The sequence below is a fragment of the Pacificimonas pallii genome (assembly GCF_019204005.1).
Taxonomy (GTDB): domain Bacteria; phylum Pseudomonadota; class Alphaproteobacteria; order Sphingomonadales; family Sphingomonadaceae; genus Pacificimonas; species Pacificimonas pallii.
This window is the reverse complement of sequence record NZ_JAGSPA010000003.1, coordinates 683,243-700,168: the sequence shown is the minus strand read 5'-3', so window position 1 is coordinate 700,168 and position 16,926 is coordinate 683,243. Positions and strand designations below refer to the sequence as shown.

Below are 16,926 nucleotides of genomic sequence, written 5' to 3'. Positions count from 1 at the left end.
TGACGGCATCGAATGGCTATGGCGAGATCATTCCGCTGACGGCGTCGAATGGCTATGGCGAGATCATTCCGCTGACGGCCTGACTTTTCAGAGTTGAGATAGCTTTCGGGGTTGCTACGTGTTGTAACGTAGCAGCCCTTTTTGTTTGCTCTGTTTTAGAACAGTCACTCTTTCTGTAGAAAAGCGCGGTAGGGCTACATCATAAGGTCGATCGCCGTCGACCGCGTTCGGGATCGAAAAGGGTTGTCTGTTATTGTGTTTTTACACCGTCTGATCACTTTCCTATTCGTTGCTGGGCTAACGCTCATCGCTGAACCGCTCGCGTCAGAGACGCAAAGGTCGGTGTCAGGCGCGCAGCGCCTCGACGTGATCGAGGAGATGCTGAACGCCGACCCAAAAGAAGCCTTGACGCGTCTCGACGGATTAGAGGCATCCCTTCGAACTGCGGGTGCCCGGCTTGGCACGGCTGTGGATAGAGCCCGGGCGAAGCGTATTCGCGCTGCGGCACTGATGGGCCTGAACCGTCTGGATGAAGCTCGACCATTATTGGACGAGGCCCTTCGCAATATTCAGAATATTGCTGGCGCGGATAGAGAAAAAGGTGAAATTCTGCGCACGTCCGCGGTTCTTTACTATCAGCAGGGCAAGATTGACGTTTCGCTCTCGCAGGCGGTTCGTGCTCATGATTTGTTGCGCGATGCCAGGGTTCCCGCATCGCAGGCGAAGGCTCTTATCCTTATGGGTGTGATCTATCGCGACGCGGGCGATTATGAACGGACGCTCCGTTATTATCAGAGTGCCGATAAACTGTTCGACGGCGGCCCCACCATGCGGCTTTCGCATCAGAACAATCTGGGTTTTGTCTATGAAGCAATGGGGCGTCATCAGGATGCGCTACAGGCATATAGGCGCGCCAATGTCATTGCCGCAGACCTGGGTAGTCCGTTGCTGCGGGCACGCATTGCCACCAATCTTGCGAAGACCGAGATGGAGGTCGGCGATCTGGAAGGTGCCCGTCGTTCGCTCGACGTTGCGTCGCGACTGGTCCGAGCGGAAGAGACGGCGGCGTGGCGACCATATGTTCTAGGTACCCGCGCGAAACTCGCCGCATTGGACGGACGAAACAGGGAAGCCGCCGACCTCCTCGATCAGGCATTTGAAGACGCGGATTTGACGGCGACGCCGACAACTTACCGCGACTTTCATGAAATCGCCGTGAATGTCTATCGCCGACAAGCGCGCCCAGAAGACGCGCTTGAGCATTTCGCGGCGTTGAAGCGGCTTGATGACGAAGCTGCCCAGGCGTCGGCGTCGGCCAATAACGCCATTCTTGCGGCGCAATTCGACTTTGCCGGGCAGGAAGTCGAGATTGCCAATCTGCGGACGTCGCAGCTGGAGAGCGACGTGCAGATGGCTGAAGAGCGCGCCCTTTTCAATCAGCGTGTTGTCTTTGGCGTGCTGGCGGCGTCCGCGATCATCATTTCGCTGACGTTGATCGCGCTCTACATCGCCCGTCGCCGGCGGCTGGAGGTCGACGCGGCCAATGTGGAGCTCGGGCAGACGAACGCCGAGCTTGAAAAGGCCCTTAACGCAAAAAGCGAATTCCTGGCGACCACGAGTCACGAAATCCGGACACCGCTGAACGGCGTTCTTGGCATGACACAGATCATGCTTGCCGATCGCAACCTTCCTGACGACGTGCGTGAACGCGTCGCGCTTGTGCACGGCGCCGGAACATCGATGAAGGCGATCGTCGATGACATATTGGATGTCGCCAAGATGGAAAGCGGTGTCGTGGCACTGCGCCGTGAACCCTTCGACCTGCGCGACACGCTGGAAGAAGTCAGCCGCATCTTCGCGGATAGCGCTGCTGAAAAGGGACTCGACTATCATATTGACCTCGGCGCGTGCCCGGCGCGCGCCATTGGCGATGAACAGCGGGTTCGGCAGGTGGTCCTGAACCTGGTTTCCAATGCCGTAAAGTTCACGAGCGAGGGGCATGTCCGCCTGTCCGCGCGGCCAGCGGCGGATGACACGGACGCCCTGCACATAGAAATCAGCGACTCGGGCATCGGCATTCCGGAGGGTCAGCAGGATGCGGTCTTCGAAGCTTTTCATCAGGTCGACGGCACCCGAACACGGGCATTTTCGGGAACCGGTCTTGGCCTTACCATCAGCCGCGAGCTTGTCCTTGCCATGCACGGCGATCTGAAGCTGGAGAGCGCGCTGGGAAAAGGGACGTGCTTCACGCTGAAACTGCCGCTCTCGCTGGAAATCGCAAATGCGGGCCAGCGGCCCGACGAGGCAGCACCCTCAAATCGGTCCATCGTGCTTTACGCGGCGAATGCCCTGATCGAGATGATCGCGACGCGTGCGCTCGGCGAGGCGGCGGCAGGTGTGGACGTCAGTCACGACCACGGCGAAGCGGTCGCGTCGGCGCGGACCGCAAATGGGCTGGTTCTGGCCTACAGCACCGCTGGCCAGGCGGCGGACATCGAGCATATCGTTAATTTGCGCAGGGACTGTCCACACCTCTTTATCGCCGCCGCTGGCTGGCCCGCCGATACCGGTATTGATGCGCATGCCCTGTGCGATATGGTCGTGGACGATGTCGCTTCCCTGGGGCAGGTTGGACCGAATTTGATGGCTCTTGGCGAAGACGGCGGCGGCCCGCCCGGCGACGTCGCCGGTCACGTGGCGGTAAAACTTGGTTAACGAATTCTATGGCAAGGCAAATTGATCATGTCCCTCAAGCAAGAAGGCTGTAGATGCGCGCGCTCTTCATAGAAGATGACGAGTTGAATCGACGCATTGTCGAGGACATGCTGCGTGTTGGCGGTGCCGAGATGACGGGCGCGGAGGACGCCGTGCGTGGCCTTGAGGCGCTTGAGCGTGACGCCTTCGACATCATCCTCGTCGATCTTAGAATGCCCGGAATTGACGGGTTCGAGACCATCCGCAGGATTCGCGCCCGCGACGATGAGAAAGCGGCACTGCCCGTCATCGTGGTCACCGCGGATACGGGCGCGACGATCACGGCGGACTGCATGGACTGCGGCGCCAATGCCGTGCTCCTGAAACCGGTCGCCATGCGGGAGCTGTTCGAGACCATCGCCGACCTCGTCGTCGCAGGCTCGGCTGCCGGCTGAGCCCAACGACAGCGCTGGGAAACAGGCGCTAGAGGATCGCCAGCGCCGCGCGTGCGATCAGCGCACCGAGCGCGATCCAGCTGAGCGCGAAGATCGCAAAACGCAGCACCACGACATTGATCGTCGCCTGTACCAGCGAGTGAACGACGCGCAGTCCAACATAGGCCCAGGCGCACCAGACGTGAATCTGATCGGCCAGACCCAGGAGCACGATGGCGATGACAATCGCATAGAACATCACCGGGGCCTCGAAGAGGTGATTATAATTGTCCGCCACCCGCGCCGCTTTGGACGGCAGCGTATAGCTGCCGGGATGGGCGGCGTCCTGCGGATCGATCTTGGCCGCCGACATGGCGGGCAGGCGGGTCGCATACAGCCAGATGAACATGACGAGCGTAAGCGCGCCCATGGCAATGATGGCATGCAGCATGGACGCTGCATGTGTGGAAATTTCTGGCATATCTATCTCCCATCCTGAACTGGCTGCGTCCGGGTCTAGGAGGCTGGCGCGCGAAGTGACAGCCACGCAAATGCTAGGTCGATCTCGCTCCCCAGCAGCAGCGGCGGCATGGCCAGCGGCATTTGGGCCGGTCATTCCGCCGCGCATGTCGGACAACTGTCGGAATATTTTACACTTTTAAATGAGCGCGGCAGCGGAATGATTGCAATATGTTGTAATCATATATGAAGTTTATTCTGGCCCCGAAATTGCCTGTGCGGGAGCGATCGTCACATAGTTTGGAAATCGTCTCATGGCACGCGTCACAAATCTCACGAAGTCCGCAGCAATCGGCGCGATGGTCCTTTGTGCCGCATCCGCGGCACCAGCGATTTCGGCGATTACCTTTGATAATGTCGATATCACGCAGGGGTTCGGCTCTGTCAGCGCCAGCGGCGGCGGTAGTTCAACTGGTACGGTGGATATCGGCTGGAACGGTACGCCTTTTGGCGGCTATGCCGACTTTACTGCGGATGCGTCATTCGATGTGGTCTTCAACATGCTGACCAGCAACGGCAGCGCATCGGACGTTTCCGGGTTCATTCTCGAGGTTCTTGATTCCCCGTCAGGCAATGTGGTGCAGCGGCTGACGAACGATACGAACGCCTGTGCCAACGCAGCGGGCGAGCTGGCTGGCACTTGCGACTTCATTGCCGCCGCCGGTGCGAATTCCGGCAACGCGGCTGGTGCCGACAAGCCGGTGACAACCCTGTTCTCCGACCTGATCGCAGGCAGCTATCGTCTGGGCGTTTTCGATAGTGCGACGCCAAGTAACGCATCCGCGCAGTTCCTGGTGGTGGAGCAGGTCCCGGCTCCCGGTACGATCGGTCTTCTCGGCCTCGGCCTGCTGATGGCTGCTGCTGCGCGCCGCGCACGCTAAGACGGTTTCTTCATTTGAGAAGGGCGCGCGGACACTATGTCCGCGCGCCCTTTTTCACGCCAGACCGGGCAACGGCTCCGCCAACCGTACGCGCAGGATTGGCGGCAGCGTGCCCGGGTCCGTGGCATCTCGCAGAAATAACTCACTTCAAAGCCCCAGGGGGGTAAGAAGGGTCATGGCGATCTGTCCGTAAACGCGGTGGCCCGCAATGTCCGGCTGTCGGGCAGTTTCGCGATGGCTCACACAATTCGGATGTCTGTCACCACGCGCAAAAAAAAAGGGCCCGCACATGGATGTGCAGGCCCTTGTTCCGGTCAGATAGCCGCTCGCTACGCCCCTTCAGGTACGGCGCCATCCGGTTCGCCGTCACTGCGACCAGCGCGCGTGCCGGCCTTGGGGATGGCGCTGGCGCCGGTGGCGGGGCCGATCGTGCGGGGCTTCGGCCCGTCCGTGCGATTGATATCGCCGCCGTCGAGCAGGATCTTGATCTCGTCACCGGACAGCGTTTCATATTCCAGCAGGGCGCCGGCCAGCGCGTGCAGCTGGTCCTCATGACCCGTCAGCACTTCCTTGGCGCGCGCCAGACCGCCCTCGACGATGCGCTTCACCTCCGCATCGATCAGCTGGGCGGTCGATTCGCTGACATTTTTCTGCTGCGAAATCTGCTGGCCCAGAAACACTTCCTGCTGGTTTTCGGTCAGCATCACGGGGCCGACCTTGTCCGACATGCCCCATTGTGTGACCATGTTACGCGCAAGACTGGTCGCATATTGGATGTCACTCGACGCGCCGGACGAAACCTTGTCATAGCCGAAGATGATTTCCTCGGCGACGCGGCCGCCCATCGCGACGGCCAGGTTCGCGTGCATCTTGTCGCGGTGATAGCTGTATTCGTCCCGCTCGGGCAGGCGCATCACCATGCCCAGTGCCCGGCCGCGCGGAATGATGGTTGCCTTGTGAATGGGATCGGACGCGGCCTCATATATGCTGACGAGGGCGTGTCCTGCCTCATGATAGGCGGTCATCTTCTTTTCGTCCTCGGTCATGACCATGGACTTGCGTTCGCTGCCCATCATCACCTTGTCCTTGGCCTCTTCAAACTGCGCCATGCCGACAAGCTTCTTGCCCTGACGTGCCGCGAGCAGCGCCGCCTCGTTTACAAGATTCGCAAGGTCCGCACCGGAAAAGCCCGGCGTACCGCGTGCAATGGTGCGGGCGATGACATCGGGTGCCAGCGGCACCTTCTTCATATGCACTTCCAGGATCTTCTCGCGGCCCTCGATGTCGGGGCGCGGAACGACGACCTGACGATCGAAGCGGCCCGGACGCAGCAGCGCGGGATCGAGCACATCGGGGCGGTTCGTTGCCGCGATGATGATGATGCCCTCATTGGCATCGAAGCCGTCCATTTCGACGAGCAGCTGGTTCAGTGTCTGTTCGCGCTCGTCATTGCCGCCGCCAAGCCCGGCGCCGCGTGAACGGCCGACGGCGTCGATCTCGTCGATGAAGATGATGCACGGCGCGGACTTCTTGGCCTGCTCGAACATGTCGCGGACGCGCGACGCGCCAACACCGACGAACATTTCGACGAAATCGGAACCGGAAATGCTGAAAAACGGTACTTCCGCCTCGCCCGCAATGGCACGTGCGAGCAGTGTCTTACCCGTACCCGGCGACCCCACGAGCAGGGCGCCCTTCGGGATCCGGCCGCCCAGCCGTGCGAATTTCGACGGATCCTTCAGAAAGTCGACAATTTCCTGCAACTCTTCACGCGCTTCATCGATACCGGCGACATCGTCGAATGTGACGCGGCCGGACTTCTCCGTCAGCATTTTCGCGCGGCTCTTGCCAAAGCCCATCGCACCCTTGCCCGCGCCGTTCTGCATCTGGCGCATGAAGAAAATCCAGATACCGACCAGCAGGAGCAAAGGCACCATCTGGATCAGGATTGCCCCCATCAGGCTGCGGCCCTCGGCAGGCTGCGCATTGAAGGTGACGCCCTTTTCCTCCAGCCGGGACACAAGGCCGGGATCGTCGGGCGCGTAGGTCACGAACGCCTGACCATTGGTCATGTTACCGTTGAGTTCCTGACCCTGGATTTCCACTGACTCAACAGCGCCCTCATCGACCTTTTCGATGAAGTCGGAATAGGCGATGACGGTGCCGTCACTGCCGCTATTCTGGCCGCTGACCAGAGACACACCGACAATCAGCGCAAGCACGATCATGGCCCAAATTGCCAGATTCTTCGCCCACGGTGTCTGCGGCTTGTTATCGTTCCGGTCGCTCATCAAGTGGTCCTGTCGAGAGATTTGTGAAGCTAAGATAGGTATTCGGACGGGATAGCCAATAGGTTTCGCTATTCCCTTAAGAGAGTCCATTCCGCGCCGCCACTGCCATAAAGGCCCGAGAGCGTCGCTTTTCCTCCGGATTCCAACGTGTCCATGAAGCGTCCGAGGTCCGCCGCCCGGGGTTCGGGCGCGGCCATGGCGGCGAAAGCGCGCAGCATCAGACGGCGGCGCAGCTCTGCCGGCAGACCGTGTGGATCCATGGCGAGCCCGGCACCGGCATCGGTGCCGGCACGCGTCCTCACCCGGCTTTCAAAGGCCAGGTCCGTGACCCATTCGAGCGCGTCGTCCGATTGCGCAAGATGCGCGGCAACCTGCGCCAGCCGGGCGGGGTCGAACGCGGCTTCGCGTGCCAGAAATGCGCGAAACCGAGTGCGTTCATACCGTTCGTCACTGTTGCTGGGATCTTCGCGAGGGGAAAAGCCCGCATCCCACGCCGCGGCGATCAGCGCGGTCCTGGGCATGTGCAGGCAGGGCCGCGACAGCGTCACGTCGCCGCCAAGCCGCCGCGACGCCCGGATGCCGCTCAGGCCGGAAAGGCCGCTGCCCCGCGCCAGACGCATCAGGACCGTCTCGGCCTGATCGTCGGCGTGATGCGCTGTCACCAGGTGCGGGATATTCCGCGTTTCGCACAGCGTCCGCATGGCGGCGTAACGCGCCGCGCGCGCTTCGGCCTGTACATTTGCCGCCGGTTTTCCCGAAGGCCAGACCAGCTTGTGGATGTGGCAGGGCACGGCGATATCGGCGCAAATGGCCGCGACATGGGCGGCGTCCGCCGCGCTTTCCGCGCGCAGGTCATGATCAACCGAAATGACGAGGAACCGGCCTGGAATATCCCGCTGTGCGAGCGCAAGCATGCCCATGGAATCGCCGCCGCCCGAAACGGCCAGCGCGATCCTCTCGCTCTGCGGCCAGCGGGGCCCGCTTCGGTCAGCCCGCGTCAGGAACAGTCGGCCTCCAGCCGTGCGGCAACGACGCCGCTTGCCACTTCATCGCTCAGCTTGCCGTCATATTCGCGCTCCAGCCGGTCATAGGCCTGACAGGCCTGCGCCGTGCGCGGCGGATCGATCCGCATCAGCGCCTTGCCGACCCACAGCAGGCTGTCAGGCGCGCGCGATCCCTCGCGGCGATCCTGATAATTGTTGAGGAATGCCTGCACCGCCTGCACCGGCTGATCCTGCGCCAGCAGCGAACGGCCAAGCCAATACCCCGCATTGGACGCGCGCTCATGTTCCGCATTCGTGTCCAGAAACGATGCGAAAGCGGCTTGGGCACCGGCGAAATCCTGCTCGGTATATAAGGCATAGGCGGCTTCATATGCGGCGAGCGCCGTGTCGCCGCCCGCAGCGCCGTCGGCCGCTATGTCCCCACTTGCAAGCCCGCCGCCTTCCAGCGCCTGCAGCCGCAGCTTGGTATCTCCCTCGAACCGTGCCAGCGCTTCTTCCATCCGGCGCAGCTTGAAACTGGTTTCCTCCATCTGTCCGGTCAGGCTCTGCACCTGCGCCTCAAGCGCTTCGATGCGATCGGTTACGATCGTCGAGGGCGTGACCGCGGGGACGCCGAAACCGCCATTACTGTCTGCGGGCGGCGTGATCTCCGGTTCGAAAAAGTCGGAATCTGCCCCTGGGAACACCTTTCTCTGCACCGCGCGCACTTCCTTTTCCAGGCGGTCGAGACGCCGGTCCAGCGTATCGACGGTCTGCGCCGATGCGGCGGGCGCAAGAATGCCGAGGGCAATGCAGGCAAGAAGGGCAGGGCGGATCATGTCTATCGCTCCGAAATCTTAAATCTGGGCACGGACTGGCAGGGTGATGCTGAAGCTACGCTGAAGATGGATACGGCGCTTCCCCATGGGGATCACTCGCCCGCAGCCGCCGATGCGGCGGCGGCAAGCCCTGCGGATGTAAGGTCGACGGGGCCGATGACGTCCCCCGGCGCGCCGATCTTGGGCAGGGATGTGCCGCCCGCGGCGATGTCCAGCACACCGGCATTGCCCGCGCGCAGGATCAGGCCGCTGCGGCCCTCGGGGACGGCAAAGCTCTCACCAGGGGCGAGCACGCGCTCGAACAGTTTCTCGCCGCTTTCGCGATCCGAAACGCGCATCCACGCGCCGTCGCTCACATTCGCATCGACGCTGATCACTATCTGCCCGGTCGGGAGCGCGGCTTCGGCGGGCGATGCCGCGTCATCGGCCGCATCCGGCGCCGCCTCTACCAGCTCGGGTTCCCGCACTGTGACGACGGGCTCGCTGACTTCCAGCGGATCGTCCGCCACGTCAGGCACGTTATTTTCGCCGCCGAACCAGCCGGAGGTGTATGCCAGGCCGATCAGCACCACGAGCGCGATCAGCAGGATGCCCAGCCATACGGCCGAACGCGGCGGTGCGCGGCGTTCGTCGATCGGCGACAACACCGTTACCCGCGGCTCGCGCGGGATGGCGGTATTTTCGCTCCGGAACTGCGCGCTGGCGGCGTCCGGGTCCATGCCCACGGCGCGCGCGTAATTCTTCACGAAGCCCAATGTGTAGGGCAGCGCGGGCAGGTCGTCGTGGCGGCGTTCTTCAATTGCGGTCAGGTGGCGCAGCGGGACGCGGGTCTGCGCGGCGATATCGCTCAGTTCGCGGCCCTGATCCAGCCGGGCGGACTGCAACTGCGTGCCGATATGACTTTCGGGCGCGCGTTCCAGCGGCGCATCGGGTCCAGAGGATGCCGGAACATCATTGTCGGTCTCTTCCATGGCAAAACCTTTCATCTGGAACCAGATACGCTTCACAATCTCTAGTCGCGCGCATCACCGCTTTCGTCAATGGCCTGCCGCGCGCGATTGCAGGTCTGTAACACTCTTCCTATTATAGGCGGGTAATCAGGCCCGCGCCGCGGGCGGAAAATATGTATCTCCGGGAGAGTTCTCATGGGCAGTCTCAGCATCTGGCACTGGCTGATCGTCGCGCTGATCATCATGCTGTTGTTCGGCAAGGGCCGAATCTCCGACATGATGGGTGACCTTGCCAAGGGTATTACGAGTTTCAAGAAGGGCCTCGCCGAGGACGACACGAAGGTTTCCACGCCGCCCAGGCAGGTGGAGGCCCATCCCGCGCCGCCCGCAGCCGAGACGGTCAGCGATCCCTCTTCCGACAAGTCGGCCTAGGCAGGCCGTCCTTGCCTGAACGGGCAAGAGCGGACGCAACCTCGTTATGCCATTTTTTGACTTTGGATCGGTCGAGCTGCTGCTCATCGGTATCGTCGCGCTCATCGTCGTCGGGCCGAAGGATCTGCCCAAGCTGATGCGCGCGGCGGGGCAGGCGCTCGCGAAGGTCCGCGGCGCGGCGCGTCATTTCAAATCCGGCGTCGATGAAATGATGCGCCAGGCCGACCTCGACGAAATGCAGTCGAAATGGGATGCGCATAACAAGTCGGTGATGACGGGATCATCGGCCGACGACGCGGGGACCGCGCGGTCCCCTGCACCGGATATCGCGGCGGGATCGCCGTCCGGCGCGCCGCCCGCAGCCGCATCGTCGTCCCCGACGACGCAGCCGACCACGCCAACCACGCCCCCGACAGATACGCCTGGCAAATTATGACCGATGTGACGCCCGAGGGTGAAATGGCGATCGAACCGCCGGCGCTTGTGCCTCCCGCCAATGAGGTCGACGCGTCGAAGGCACCGCTTCTCGATCATCTGATCGAGTTGAGAACGCGGCTTCTCTGGTCTCTGGCTGCTCTGATGGCGGCGTTTTTCATCGCCTTTTATTTTTCCGACCAGTTGCTGGCGTTTCTCGCGCAGCCCTTGCTGACGGCCTATGACCGGGTCGGCGAAGCGCCGCCGTCATCGTTGATCTACACGAAGCTGTACGAGGCGTTTTTTACGAAGATCAAGGTGGCTCTCTTCGCCGCTTTCCTGTGCGCGTTTCCGGTCATCGCGAATCAGCTTTGGGGATTTGTCGCGCCGGGGCTTTATAAAAACGAAAAGCGCGCTTTCCTGCCCTTCCTTCTGGCCACGCCGATCCTGTTTTTCGGCGGCGCCGCCATGGCGTATTTTATCGCCATGCCGACAGTCTACACGTTCATGCTGCAAATGCAGGGCACGACGAATGGCGTTTCACTGACCGCATTGCCCGCGGTGGGCGACTTCCTCAGTTTCACGATGAGCATCATCTTCGCCTTTGGCGCATGTTTCCTCGTGCCCGTCGCACTGATGCTGCTGGCCAAGGTCGGTATCATCAATGTCGCCCAGCTGAAGAGCTTCCGGCGCTACGCCATCGTCATCGCGTTTGTCATCGCCGCCGTGGTGACGCCGCCTGATGTGATCAGCCAGTTCATGCTCGCCGTGCCGATGATCCTCCTTTACGAACTCTCCATCATCGCGATCACCCTGACACAGCGGCGCAGCAAGGCTGGGAAAGACGCGGTTCGCACCGATTGAGACACGGCCGCGAAATTTCATCGGCCCGAATCGATAAGGGCACCGTATGGCGGCGCAGCGACGCGTGCCCGAATACGGTGCCCTCATTCATGTTCCGCCGCCGGTTCCAGGCGACCGAAACAGATCTAGTCCACGGTCTTTTGAACGGCTTCGCCAACCGATTCGACGTCTTCGCCGGCGCCTTTCACCGTGTTGCAGGCGGTAAGGGCGAGGCCGAGCGCTGCGATGGCGGCTATGCTGATTTTGCGCATGATCATACTCCCGTCGTGCAGCGTCGGCGCAATCCGCCTGCTGCGGACTGTCATAACCATGGATAAGCCTTATTGGTTCCGTCGTCGGCATTGGCCGCGCCCGGGGCATCGCTGCATAACGTTACGGGAAAGTGCGAAACCCGGTGCTGAGCAAGGGGGGGATATGCTCAGCACCGGGTTCCTGATTTGAATAGCGAGAGCGGGGGGATGTCATTCGCTATCGAGGTGTTAACGGCCCATATCGCCGGGGGTTCCCGGACAGATCGAAAATTTTCGCGAAGAGGGCTGACATGCGCATCCTGTCCGCCCGTCAGCGCCCGTCCCGCGGAACGCGGCAAGACCCTCGGTCGTTATAATCGGCATCTGCACAAGAGGAGCACGCGCCCATGGCAAAGCCGCCAAAGACACCGCCAAACGACACAAATCCACCCCCCGCCCCAAAAAGCGACGAGCTGAAAGACGAGGAAGCAAAGCCGACCGAAACGCTGGCCGAGCGTTTGGAACAGCAGAAGGGCCTGCCGCCTGATGCCAAGACAAATTGGACCTGAGATACCGCTTTTCGGCCCCGCCCCTCTCCTGAAGGGGAGGAGAACTTGTCAGGCTGGCGGATTATGCTTCCTTTCAAAGGAGCTGACCCGATGGACTTTTCCCTTCCGGCCGACCTGAAGGCCTATCTCGACGAACTCGACGCCTTTATCGAAGCGGAGATCAGGCCGCTCGAGCGGCAGGATGACAATGTCCGCTTTTTCGACCACCGCCGCGAACATGCGCGCACGGACTGGGACAATCAGGGTCTGCCGCGTCAGGAATGGGAGGATCTGCTGAAACAGGCGGTCAGGCGCGCCGATGCCGCCGGCCATTGGCGCTTTTCCGCCCCGAAAAAATATGGCGGCAGAGACGGATCCAATCTGTGGATGGCGGTGATTCGCGAACATTTCGCCGCGCAGGGCCTCGGTCTGCACAATGATCTGCAAAACGAACATTCCATCGTCGGCAATTTTCCGTTCGTGGAGATGTACGAACAGTTCGGCACGGACGCGCAGAAGGAGGAGTTCATCCTGGGCGGCTTTTCCGGGGAGCGCCGCGTTGCCTTTGGCCTGACCGAGCCCGATCATGGCAGTGACGCGACGCACATGGAAACGCGCGGCGTGCCGGAGGAGCGGGACGGGGTGCCCGGTTTCCGTCTCAACGGCCGCAAGATGTGGATCACCGGCATGCACAAGGCGACGCACTGCGCCGTCTTTGCCCGCACATCTGGAAACGACGGCGACGCGCGCGGGATCAGTTGTTTCCTGACCCCTGCCGACCAGCTACAAATCGATGACTATATCTGGACGTTCAACATGCCGACGGATCATCCGCGGCTGACGATCGAGAATGTCTGGGTACCGGAAAGCGCGCTGCTCGGCCCGCCCGGCGGCGGCCTCGCGCTGGCGCAGAGTTTCGTGCACCAGAACCGCATTCGTCAGGCGGCATCATCGCTGGGCGCGGCGGTCTATTGCATCGAGGAAAGCGTAAGATATGCCCGCACCCGCAAGCCCTTTGGCGAACCGCTTTCGCAGAATCAGGCCATCCAGTTCCCGCTCGTCGAACTCGCGACCCAGGCGGAAATGCTGCGCTGGCTGATCCGCAAAACCGCGTGGGATATGGACAATATGCCCCACAAGGAGATCGAGAAGACCATCTCGGACAAGGTCTCCATGTGTAATTACTGGGCGAACCGCCTTTGCTGCGAGGCGGCGGACCGGGCGATGCAGGTACATGGCGGCATCGGCTATTCCCGCGAAAAGCCGTTCGAACATATCTACCGCCACCATCGCCGCTACCGCATCACGGAAGGCGCGGAGGAAATCCAGATGCGCAAGGTCGGGGCCTATCTGTTCGGCTATCTGGGGCCAAGGCGGGAAACCCTCGGGAAGCTATAAGCCGTCCCAAGTCCGTGAAACCCGATCATCCTGAGCGCAGTCGAAGGACGCACGATCTCCTTACATATGTCATACCGGCGCAGGCCGGTATCCATCTCTTGCGAGAGAAACCGGGTGCGGGCTTTATAGATGGACTCCGGCCTTCGCCGAAGTGACGGTTTACAAATTGTGCGTCCTTCGACTGCGCTCAGGATGATCGGATTATAGGCGTGTTGAACTTCAAAGTGCCGACAACAGCCACCCCTCAATCGATCATCGCCTCCAGCGTCCGCACCCGGTCCGCTTCGGCCGCCGGTTTGTCGTTCCGGATCCGGTGTATGCGCGGAAACCGCATCGCGATCCCGCTCTTGTGGCGCTTTGAGCTGTGCACACTGTCAAACGCCACTTCCAGCACCAGCGTCTTCTCGACTTCGCGCACGGGGCCAAAACGGCCGGTCGTGTTGCCGCGCACGAACTTGTCGAGAAACCGCAGTTCCTCATCCGTAATGCCGGAATAGGCCTTGCCCACGGGCACCAGCTCACCCGCCTCGGTCCAGCAGCCGAACGTATAGTCGCTGAAATATGACGACCGCCGCCCCGATCCGCGCTGCGCGTACATGATGACACAGTCGGCGGTCAGCGGATCGCGTTTCCATTTGTACCACTGGCCGACCTTGCGCCCGGCGATATAGGCGCTGTCGCGGCGCTTCAGCATCAGGCCCTCAATGGCCGCGCTGCGTGCCCCTTCGCGGATCTTGGCGAGGTGGTCGAAATCATCGGCCTCCACAATGGCGGAGACATCGAACCGTTCGGCGGGGAGGCGCGGGACGAAGGCCTCCAGCCGCCTGCGCCGCTCCTCCCAGGGCAAGGCGCGCAAATCCTCGGCGCCGTCGAACAATATGTCATAGGCGCGCACGAAAGCGGGCGCTTCGGTCAGCATTTTCTTCGACACGGTCTTGCGGCCCAGCCGCTGTTGCAGCGCGTTGAAACTCGCCGCCTCGCCGCCCTGATCCGCAGTGCCCTGCGCATCTCCCTTCACCAGCAATTCGCCGTCGATGACGCCGTGTATCTGAAACGCGTCGGCGACATCGGGAAAGCTGGCGGTGACATCATCGCCGGTGCGGCTGAACAGTTTCGTTTCGCCGTTCACATGGTTCAGTTGCACACGAACGCCGTCCCATTTCCATTCGGCGGCATATTGGGAGAGGTCGACGCGCGCATCCTCCAGCGGATGCGCCAGCATGAACGGGCGGAAGACGGGAATATCCTCATGCGACGGCTGCGGGGCCGTTCCTTCCCCCCACGCGAACAGCGCGGTGTAGGGCGCGTCGATGCCGTGCCAGACCTCCTCGACCGCATCCAGATCAAGAGCGAACGCCTGCGCCAGCGCGGTCTTCGCCAGCCGCGCGGACACACCGATCCTCAGCGCGCCGGTCGCCAGCTTGATGAGCGCGAAGCGCTCTGTCGGCACCATCGCATCCAGATAGGCCGACATTTGCAGCGGTGCCTCGGCGCGGCTCAGCGCCATCAACCTGTCGACCACCGATGACAGGCGCAGATCCTGCGGCGCAGGTTCCGCGCCCGGCCTCGGCTCCCACAGCAGGCTCACCGTTTCGGCCATGTCGCCGACATAGCTTCGGCTCATCTTGAACAGCACCGGATCGACGCGCTCTTCCGTCAGGCTCTTGATCAGGCCCGCCTTCACCGTCCGGAAATCCAGCTCTCCCGTCAGCGCGGCCAGCGCCCATCCGCGATCCGGATCCGGCGTGCCGATCAGGTAATCCGCGATCAGCTTGATCTTGGCATTGCGGGAACGCGTGTAAACCAGGCGTTCGAGAAGGTCGGCGAAGGCGCGCACCTAGACCAGCGCGTCCTTCGCCAGCATGTGCGCATGCGTGCGGATATCGCCGGGCCAGTCCTTCGTCTGCGCCGCGAACTTGTCGGCATCCGCGGCGAAAAGCGCCCGCGCCGCTTCCTCGAATCCCGGCAGGTCGCCCGCGATTGCGCTCATGAATTTATAGGCCGCGTCGGCGCTTGCCCGGGTCCGTTCGCCCGTTGTCGAGACCGCCTGATCGACCAGGCGGCGCAGCGTGCCGGACGCGCCTCCGCGTTGGCGTGACAGCCAGTCCCAGTGCCGCGGAAGCAGCGTGATTTCCCTGGAGACAACCCCCAGCTTCGGCCGGCCCTTTGCGGGCGGCGGCGGTGCGTAGCGGGCCATGATCTCACCTTCATCCCCGCGCGTATCGACGTCGGTTTCCCTGCCGGTCCGGTCGCTGAAGATCAGCACCCGGTCGGCATGGGCGTGTTTGACGGCCACGGCGATCACGCCAAGTGGACCGGAGGCGAGGCGCTGTTCACCGGCAAAAGCGGTATAGGTTTCCTGTTCCATGACCTACTATTTACCGGGGTAAATATCGAAGTCAATACACCTGGGTAAAATAAATCAGTCATCCTCATCTTCCCGGCCCACCATGTTGAGCGCCCGGGCCTTTATCTGCCGGGTCATGCACCAGTGCAGCAGCGCGTCTTCGCGGCCATGGGTAACCCAGACTTCCTTGGGGCCGATGTCCTCGATGGTCTGCGTCAGTTCATCCCAGTCTGCATGATCGCTGAGGATCAGCGGCAGTTCGACATTGCGCTGCCGCGCGCGCTGGCGAATGCGCATCCAGCCGGACGCCATGGCGGTAATCGGATCCGGCAGCCTGCGACTCCACCTGTCGTTCAGCGCGCCCGGCGGACAGATGATGATCGTGCCCTGCAGTTCATCCTTCTTCCTGCCCGTCGCGAGTCTCAGCTCGCCAAGGTCGACGCCCAGATCCTGATACAGGTTGCAAAGCTTCTCCTGCGCGCCGTGAATGTAGATCGGCTCGTGATGGCCAAGGTCGCGCAGATGCCGGATCACCCGCTGCGCTTTTCCCAGCGCGTAGGCGCCGATCAGGACGCAGCGTTCGGGATTCGCATGCAGCGCGTCGAGCGCCTTTTGAACTTCTCCCGCCGTGTCGGGATGCCGGAACACCGGCAGGCCGAATGTCGCCTCGGTGATGAAGACATCGCAGGGCACGACTTCGAACGGCGCGCAGGTCGGGTCGGCGCGGCGCTTGTAATCGCCGGACGCGACGATGCGCTCGCCGCGATACTCCATCACGACCTGCGCGGAGCCTAGCACATGGCCGGCGGGGACGAAGCCGACATCGACCTCGCCGATACGGGCGATTTCGCCATGTGCCATCGGCGTGGCCTTGGGATATTCGCCGTAGCGCGTTTCCATGATCGCCAGCGTCTCCGGTGTCGCCATGACATGGCTGTGCCCGGAGCGGGCGTGATCGGCATGGCCGTGCGTCACCACGGCCATGCCCTGCGCTTCCGACGGGTCGATCCAGAAGTCACCCGGCTCGACATAAATGCCGGTCGGGTGGGGTTTGATCCAGTCGCCAAGGGTTTGCTTCGCCATGCGGGGAATATGGGCGAGC

General features: G+C 62.1%; 17 protein-coding genes. 8 read left to right on the top strand and 9 right to left on the bottom strand.

Annotated features, from left to right (window positions below; genetic code table 11):
- Nucleotides 1-342 precede the first annotated feature (342 nt).
- Together KCG44_RS11845 and KCG44_RS11840 are read left to right on the top strand one after the other, a co-directional pair.
- Nucleotides 343-2,715 (top strand): tetratricopeptide repeat-containing sensor histidine kinase, encoded by a 2,373-nt coding sequence (locus KCG44_RS11845; RefSeq protein WP_218446283.1) that lies wholly within the window; start codon nt 343-345, stop codon nt 2,713-2,715.
- Between the two features lie 53 nt (nt 2,716-2,768).
- Complete coding sequence (locus KCG44_RS11840) at nt 2,769-3,149, top strand: response regulator (protein WP_218446282.1); 381 nt, start codon at nt 2,769-2,771, stop codon at nt 3,147-3,149.
- Between the two features lie 28 nt (nt 3,150-3,177).
- Here KCG44_RS11840 and KCG44_RS11835 read toward each other — a convergent pair whose 3' ends face one another.
- The gene (locus KCG44_RS11835; RefSeq protein ID WP_218446281.1) at nt 3,178-3,609 is read right to left on the bottom strand and encodes an MAPEG family protein; all 432 of its coding nucleotides are present in this window, start codon (nt 3,607-3,609) and stop codon (nt 3,178-3,180) included.
- Nucleotides 3,610-3,901: 292 nt separating this feature from the next.
- Here KCG44_RS11835 and KCG44_RS11830 point away from each other — a divergent pair, with 292 nt between their 5' ends.
- The gene (locus tag KCG44_RS11830; RefSeq protein ID WP_218446280.1) at nt 3,902-4,528 is read left to right on the top strand and encodes a PEP-CTERM sorting domain-containing protein; all 627 of its coding nucleotides are present in this window, start codon (nt 3,902-3,904) and stop codon (nt 4,526-4,528) included.
- 329 nt (nt 4,529-4,857) lie between these two features.
- Here KCG44_RS11830 and ftsH read toward each other — a convergent pair whose 3' ends face one another.
- The 4 genes from ftsH to KCG44_RS11810 all read right to left on the bottom strand — a co-directional run bounded on the left by ftsH (nt 4,858) and on the right by KCG44_RS11810 (nt 9,612).
- Nucleotides 4,858-6,819: an ATP-dependent zinc metalloprotease FtsH gene (ftsH, locus tag KCG44_RS11825; protein WP_218446279.1), complete on the bottom strand. Its 1,962-nt coding sequence runs from the start codon at nt 6,817-6,819 to the stop codon at nt 4,858-4,860.
- Nucleotides 6,820-6,887: 68 nt separating this feature from the next.
- On the bottom strand, nt 6,888-7,772 hold the full coding sequence (gene tilS / locus KCG44_RS11820; RefSeq protein ID WP_500797179.1) for a tRNA lysidine(34) synthetase TilS: 885 nt from the start codon (nt 7,770-7,772) through the stop codon (nt 6,888-6,890).
- 44 nt (nt 7,773-7,816) lie between these two features.
- The gene (gene bamD / locus KCG44_RS11815) at nt 7,817-8,641 is read right to left on the bottom strand and encodes an outer membrane protein assembly factor BamD (RefSeq protein WP_218446277.1); all 825 of its coding nucleotides are present in this window, start codon (nt 8,639-8,641) and stop codon (nt 7,817-7,819) included.
- 92 nt (nt 8,642-8,733) lie between these two features.
- Nucleotides 8,734-9,612, bottom strand: coding sequence for a helix-turn-helix domain-containing protein (locus KCG44_RS11810; protein WP_218446276.1), 879 nt, complete (start codon nt 9,610-9,612; stop codon nt 8,734-8,736).
- Nucleotides 9,613-9,786: 174 nt separating this feature from the next.
- Here KCG44_RS11810 and KCG44_RS11805 point away from each other — a divergent pair, with 174 nt between their 5' ends.
- From KCG44_RS11805 to tatC, 3 genes are read left to right on the top strand one after another with little or no spacing between them, the layout of a single operon-like run.
- The gene (locus tag KCG44_RS11805; RefSeq protein WP_218446275.1) at nt 9,787-10,023 is read left to right on the top strand and encodes a twin-arginine translocase TatA/TatE family subunit; all 237 of its coding nucleotides are present in this window, start codon (nt 9,787-9,789) and stop codon (nt 10,021-10,023) included.
- Nucleotides 10,024-10,069: 46 nt separating this feature from the next.
- On the top strand, nt 10,070-10,459 hold the full coding sequence (gene tatB / locus KCG44_RS11800) for a Sec-independent protein translocase protein TatB (protein ID WP_218446274.1): 390 nt from the start codon (nt 10,070-10,072) through the stop codon (nt 10,457-10,459).
- A 23-nt stretch (nt 10,460-10,482) separates the two neighbouring features.
- Nucleotides 10,483-11,301 (top strand): twin-arginine translocase subunit TatC, encoded by an 819-nt coding sequence (tatC, locus tag KCG44_RS11795; RefSeq protein ID WP_218446329.1) that lies wholly within the window; start codon nt 10,483-10,485, stop codon nt 11,299-11,301.
- 125 nt (nt 11,302-11,426) lie between these two features.
- On the opposite strand, the gene KCG44_RS11790 is transcribed toward tatC, so the two are convergent.
- A complete protein-coding gene (locus KCG44_RS11790) occupies nt 11,427-11,552 on the bottom strand; it encodes an entericidin A/B family lipoprotein (protein ID WP_218446273.1) in 126 nt (41 codons plus the stop codon).
- 386 nt (nt 11,553-11,938) lie between these two features.
- Between KCG44_RS11790 and KCG44_RS11785 the strand changes: the two genes are divergently transcribed.
- Nucleotides 11,939-12,100 carry a hypothetical protein gene (locus KCG44_RS11785; RefSeq protein ID WP_218446272.1) on the top strand — a complete coding sequence of 54 codons (162 nt, stop codon included), beginning with the start codon at nt 11,939-11,941 and terminating at the stop codon, nt 12,098-12,100.
- A gap of 90 nt (nt 12,101-12,190) precedes the next feature.
- A complete protein-coding gene (locus KCG44_RS11780; RefSeq protein ID WP_218446271.1) occupies nt 12,191-13,477 on the top strand; it encodes an acyl-CoA dehydrogenase family protein in 1,287 nt (428 codons plus the stop codon).
- 244 nt (nt 13,478-13,721) lie between these two features.
- Here KCG44_RS11780 and KCG44_RS11775 read toward each other — a convergent pair whose 3' ends face one another.
- From KCG44_RS11775 to KCG44_RS11765, 3 genes are read right to left on the bottom strand one after another with little or no spacing between them, the layout of a single operon-like run.
- A complete protein-coding gene (locus KCG44_RS11775; RefSeq protein WP_218446270.1) occupies nt 13,722-15,314 on the bottom strand; it encodes a cisplatin damage response ATP-dependent DNA ligase in 1,593 nt (530 codons plus the stop codon).
- Complete coding sequence (locus KCG44_RS11770) at nt 15,315-15,845, bottom strand: DUF2239 family protein (protein WP_218446269.1); 531 nt, start codon at nt 15,843-15,845, stop codon at nt 15,315-15,317.
- 54 nt (nt 15,846-15,899) lie between these two features.
- On the bottom strand, nt 15,900-16,907 hold the full coding sequence (locus tag KCG44_RS11765) for a ligase-associated DNA damage response exonuclease (RefSeq protein WP_218446268.1): 1,008 nt from the start codon (nt 16,905-16,907) through the stop codon (nt 15,900-15,902).
- Between the last annotated feature and the right edge of the window lie 19 nt (nt 16,908-16,926).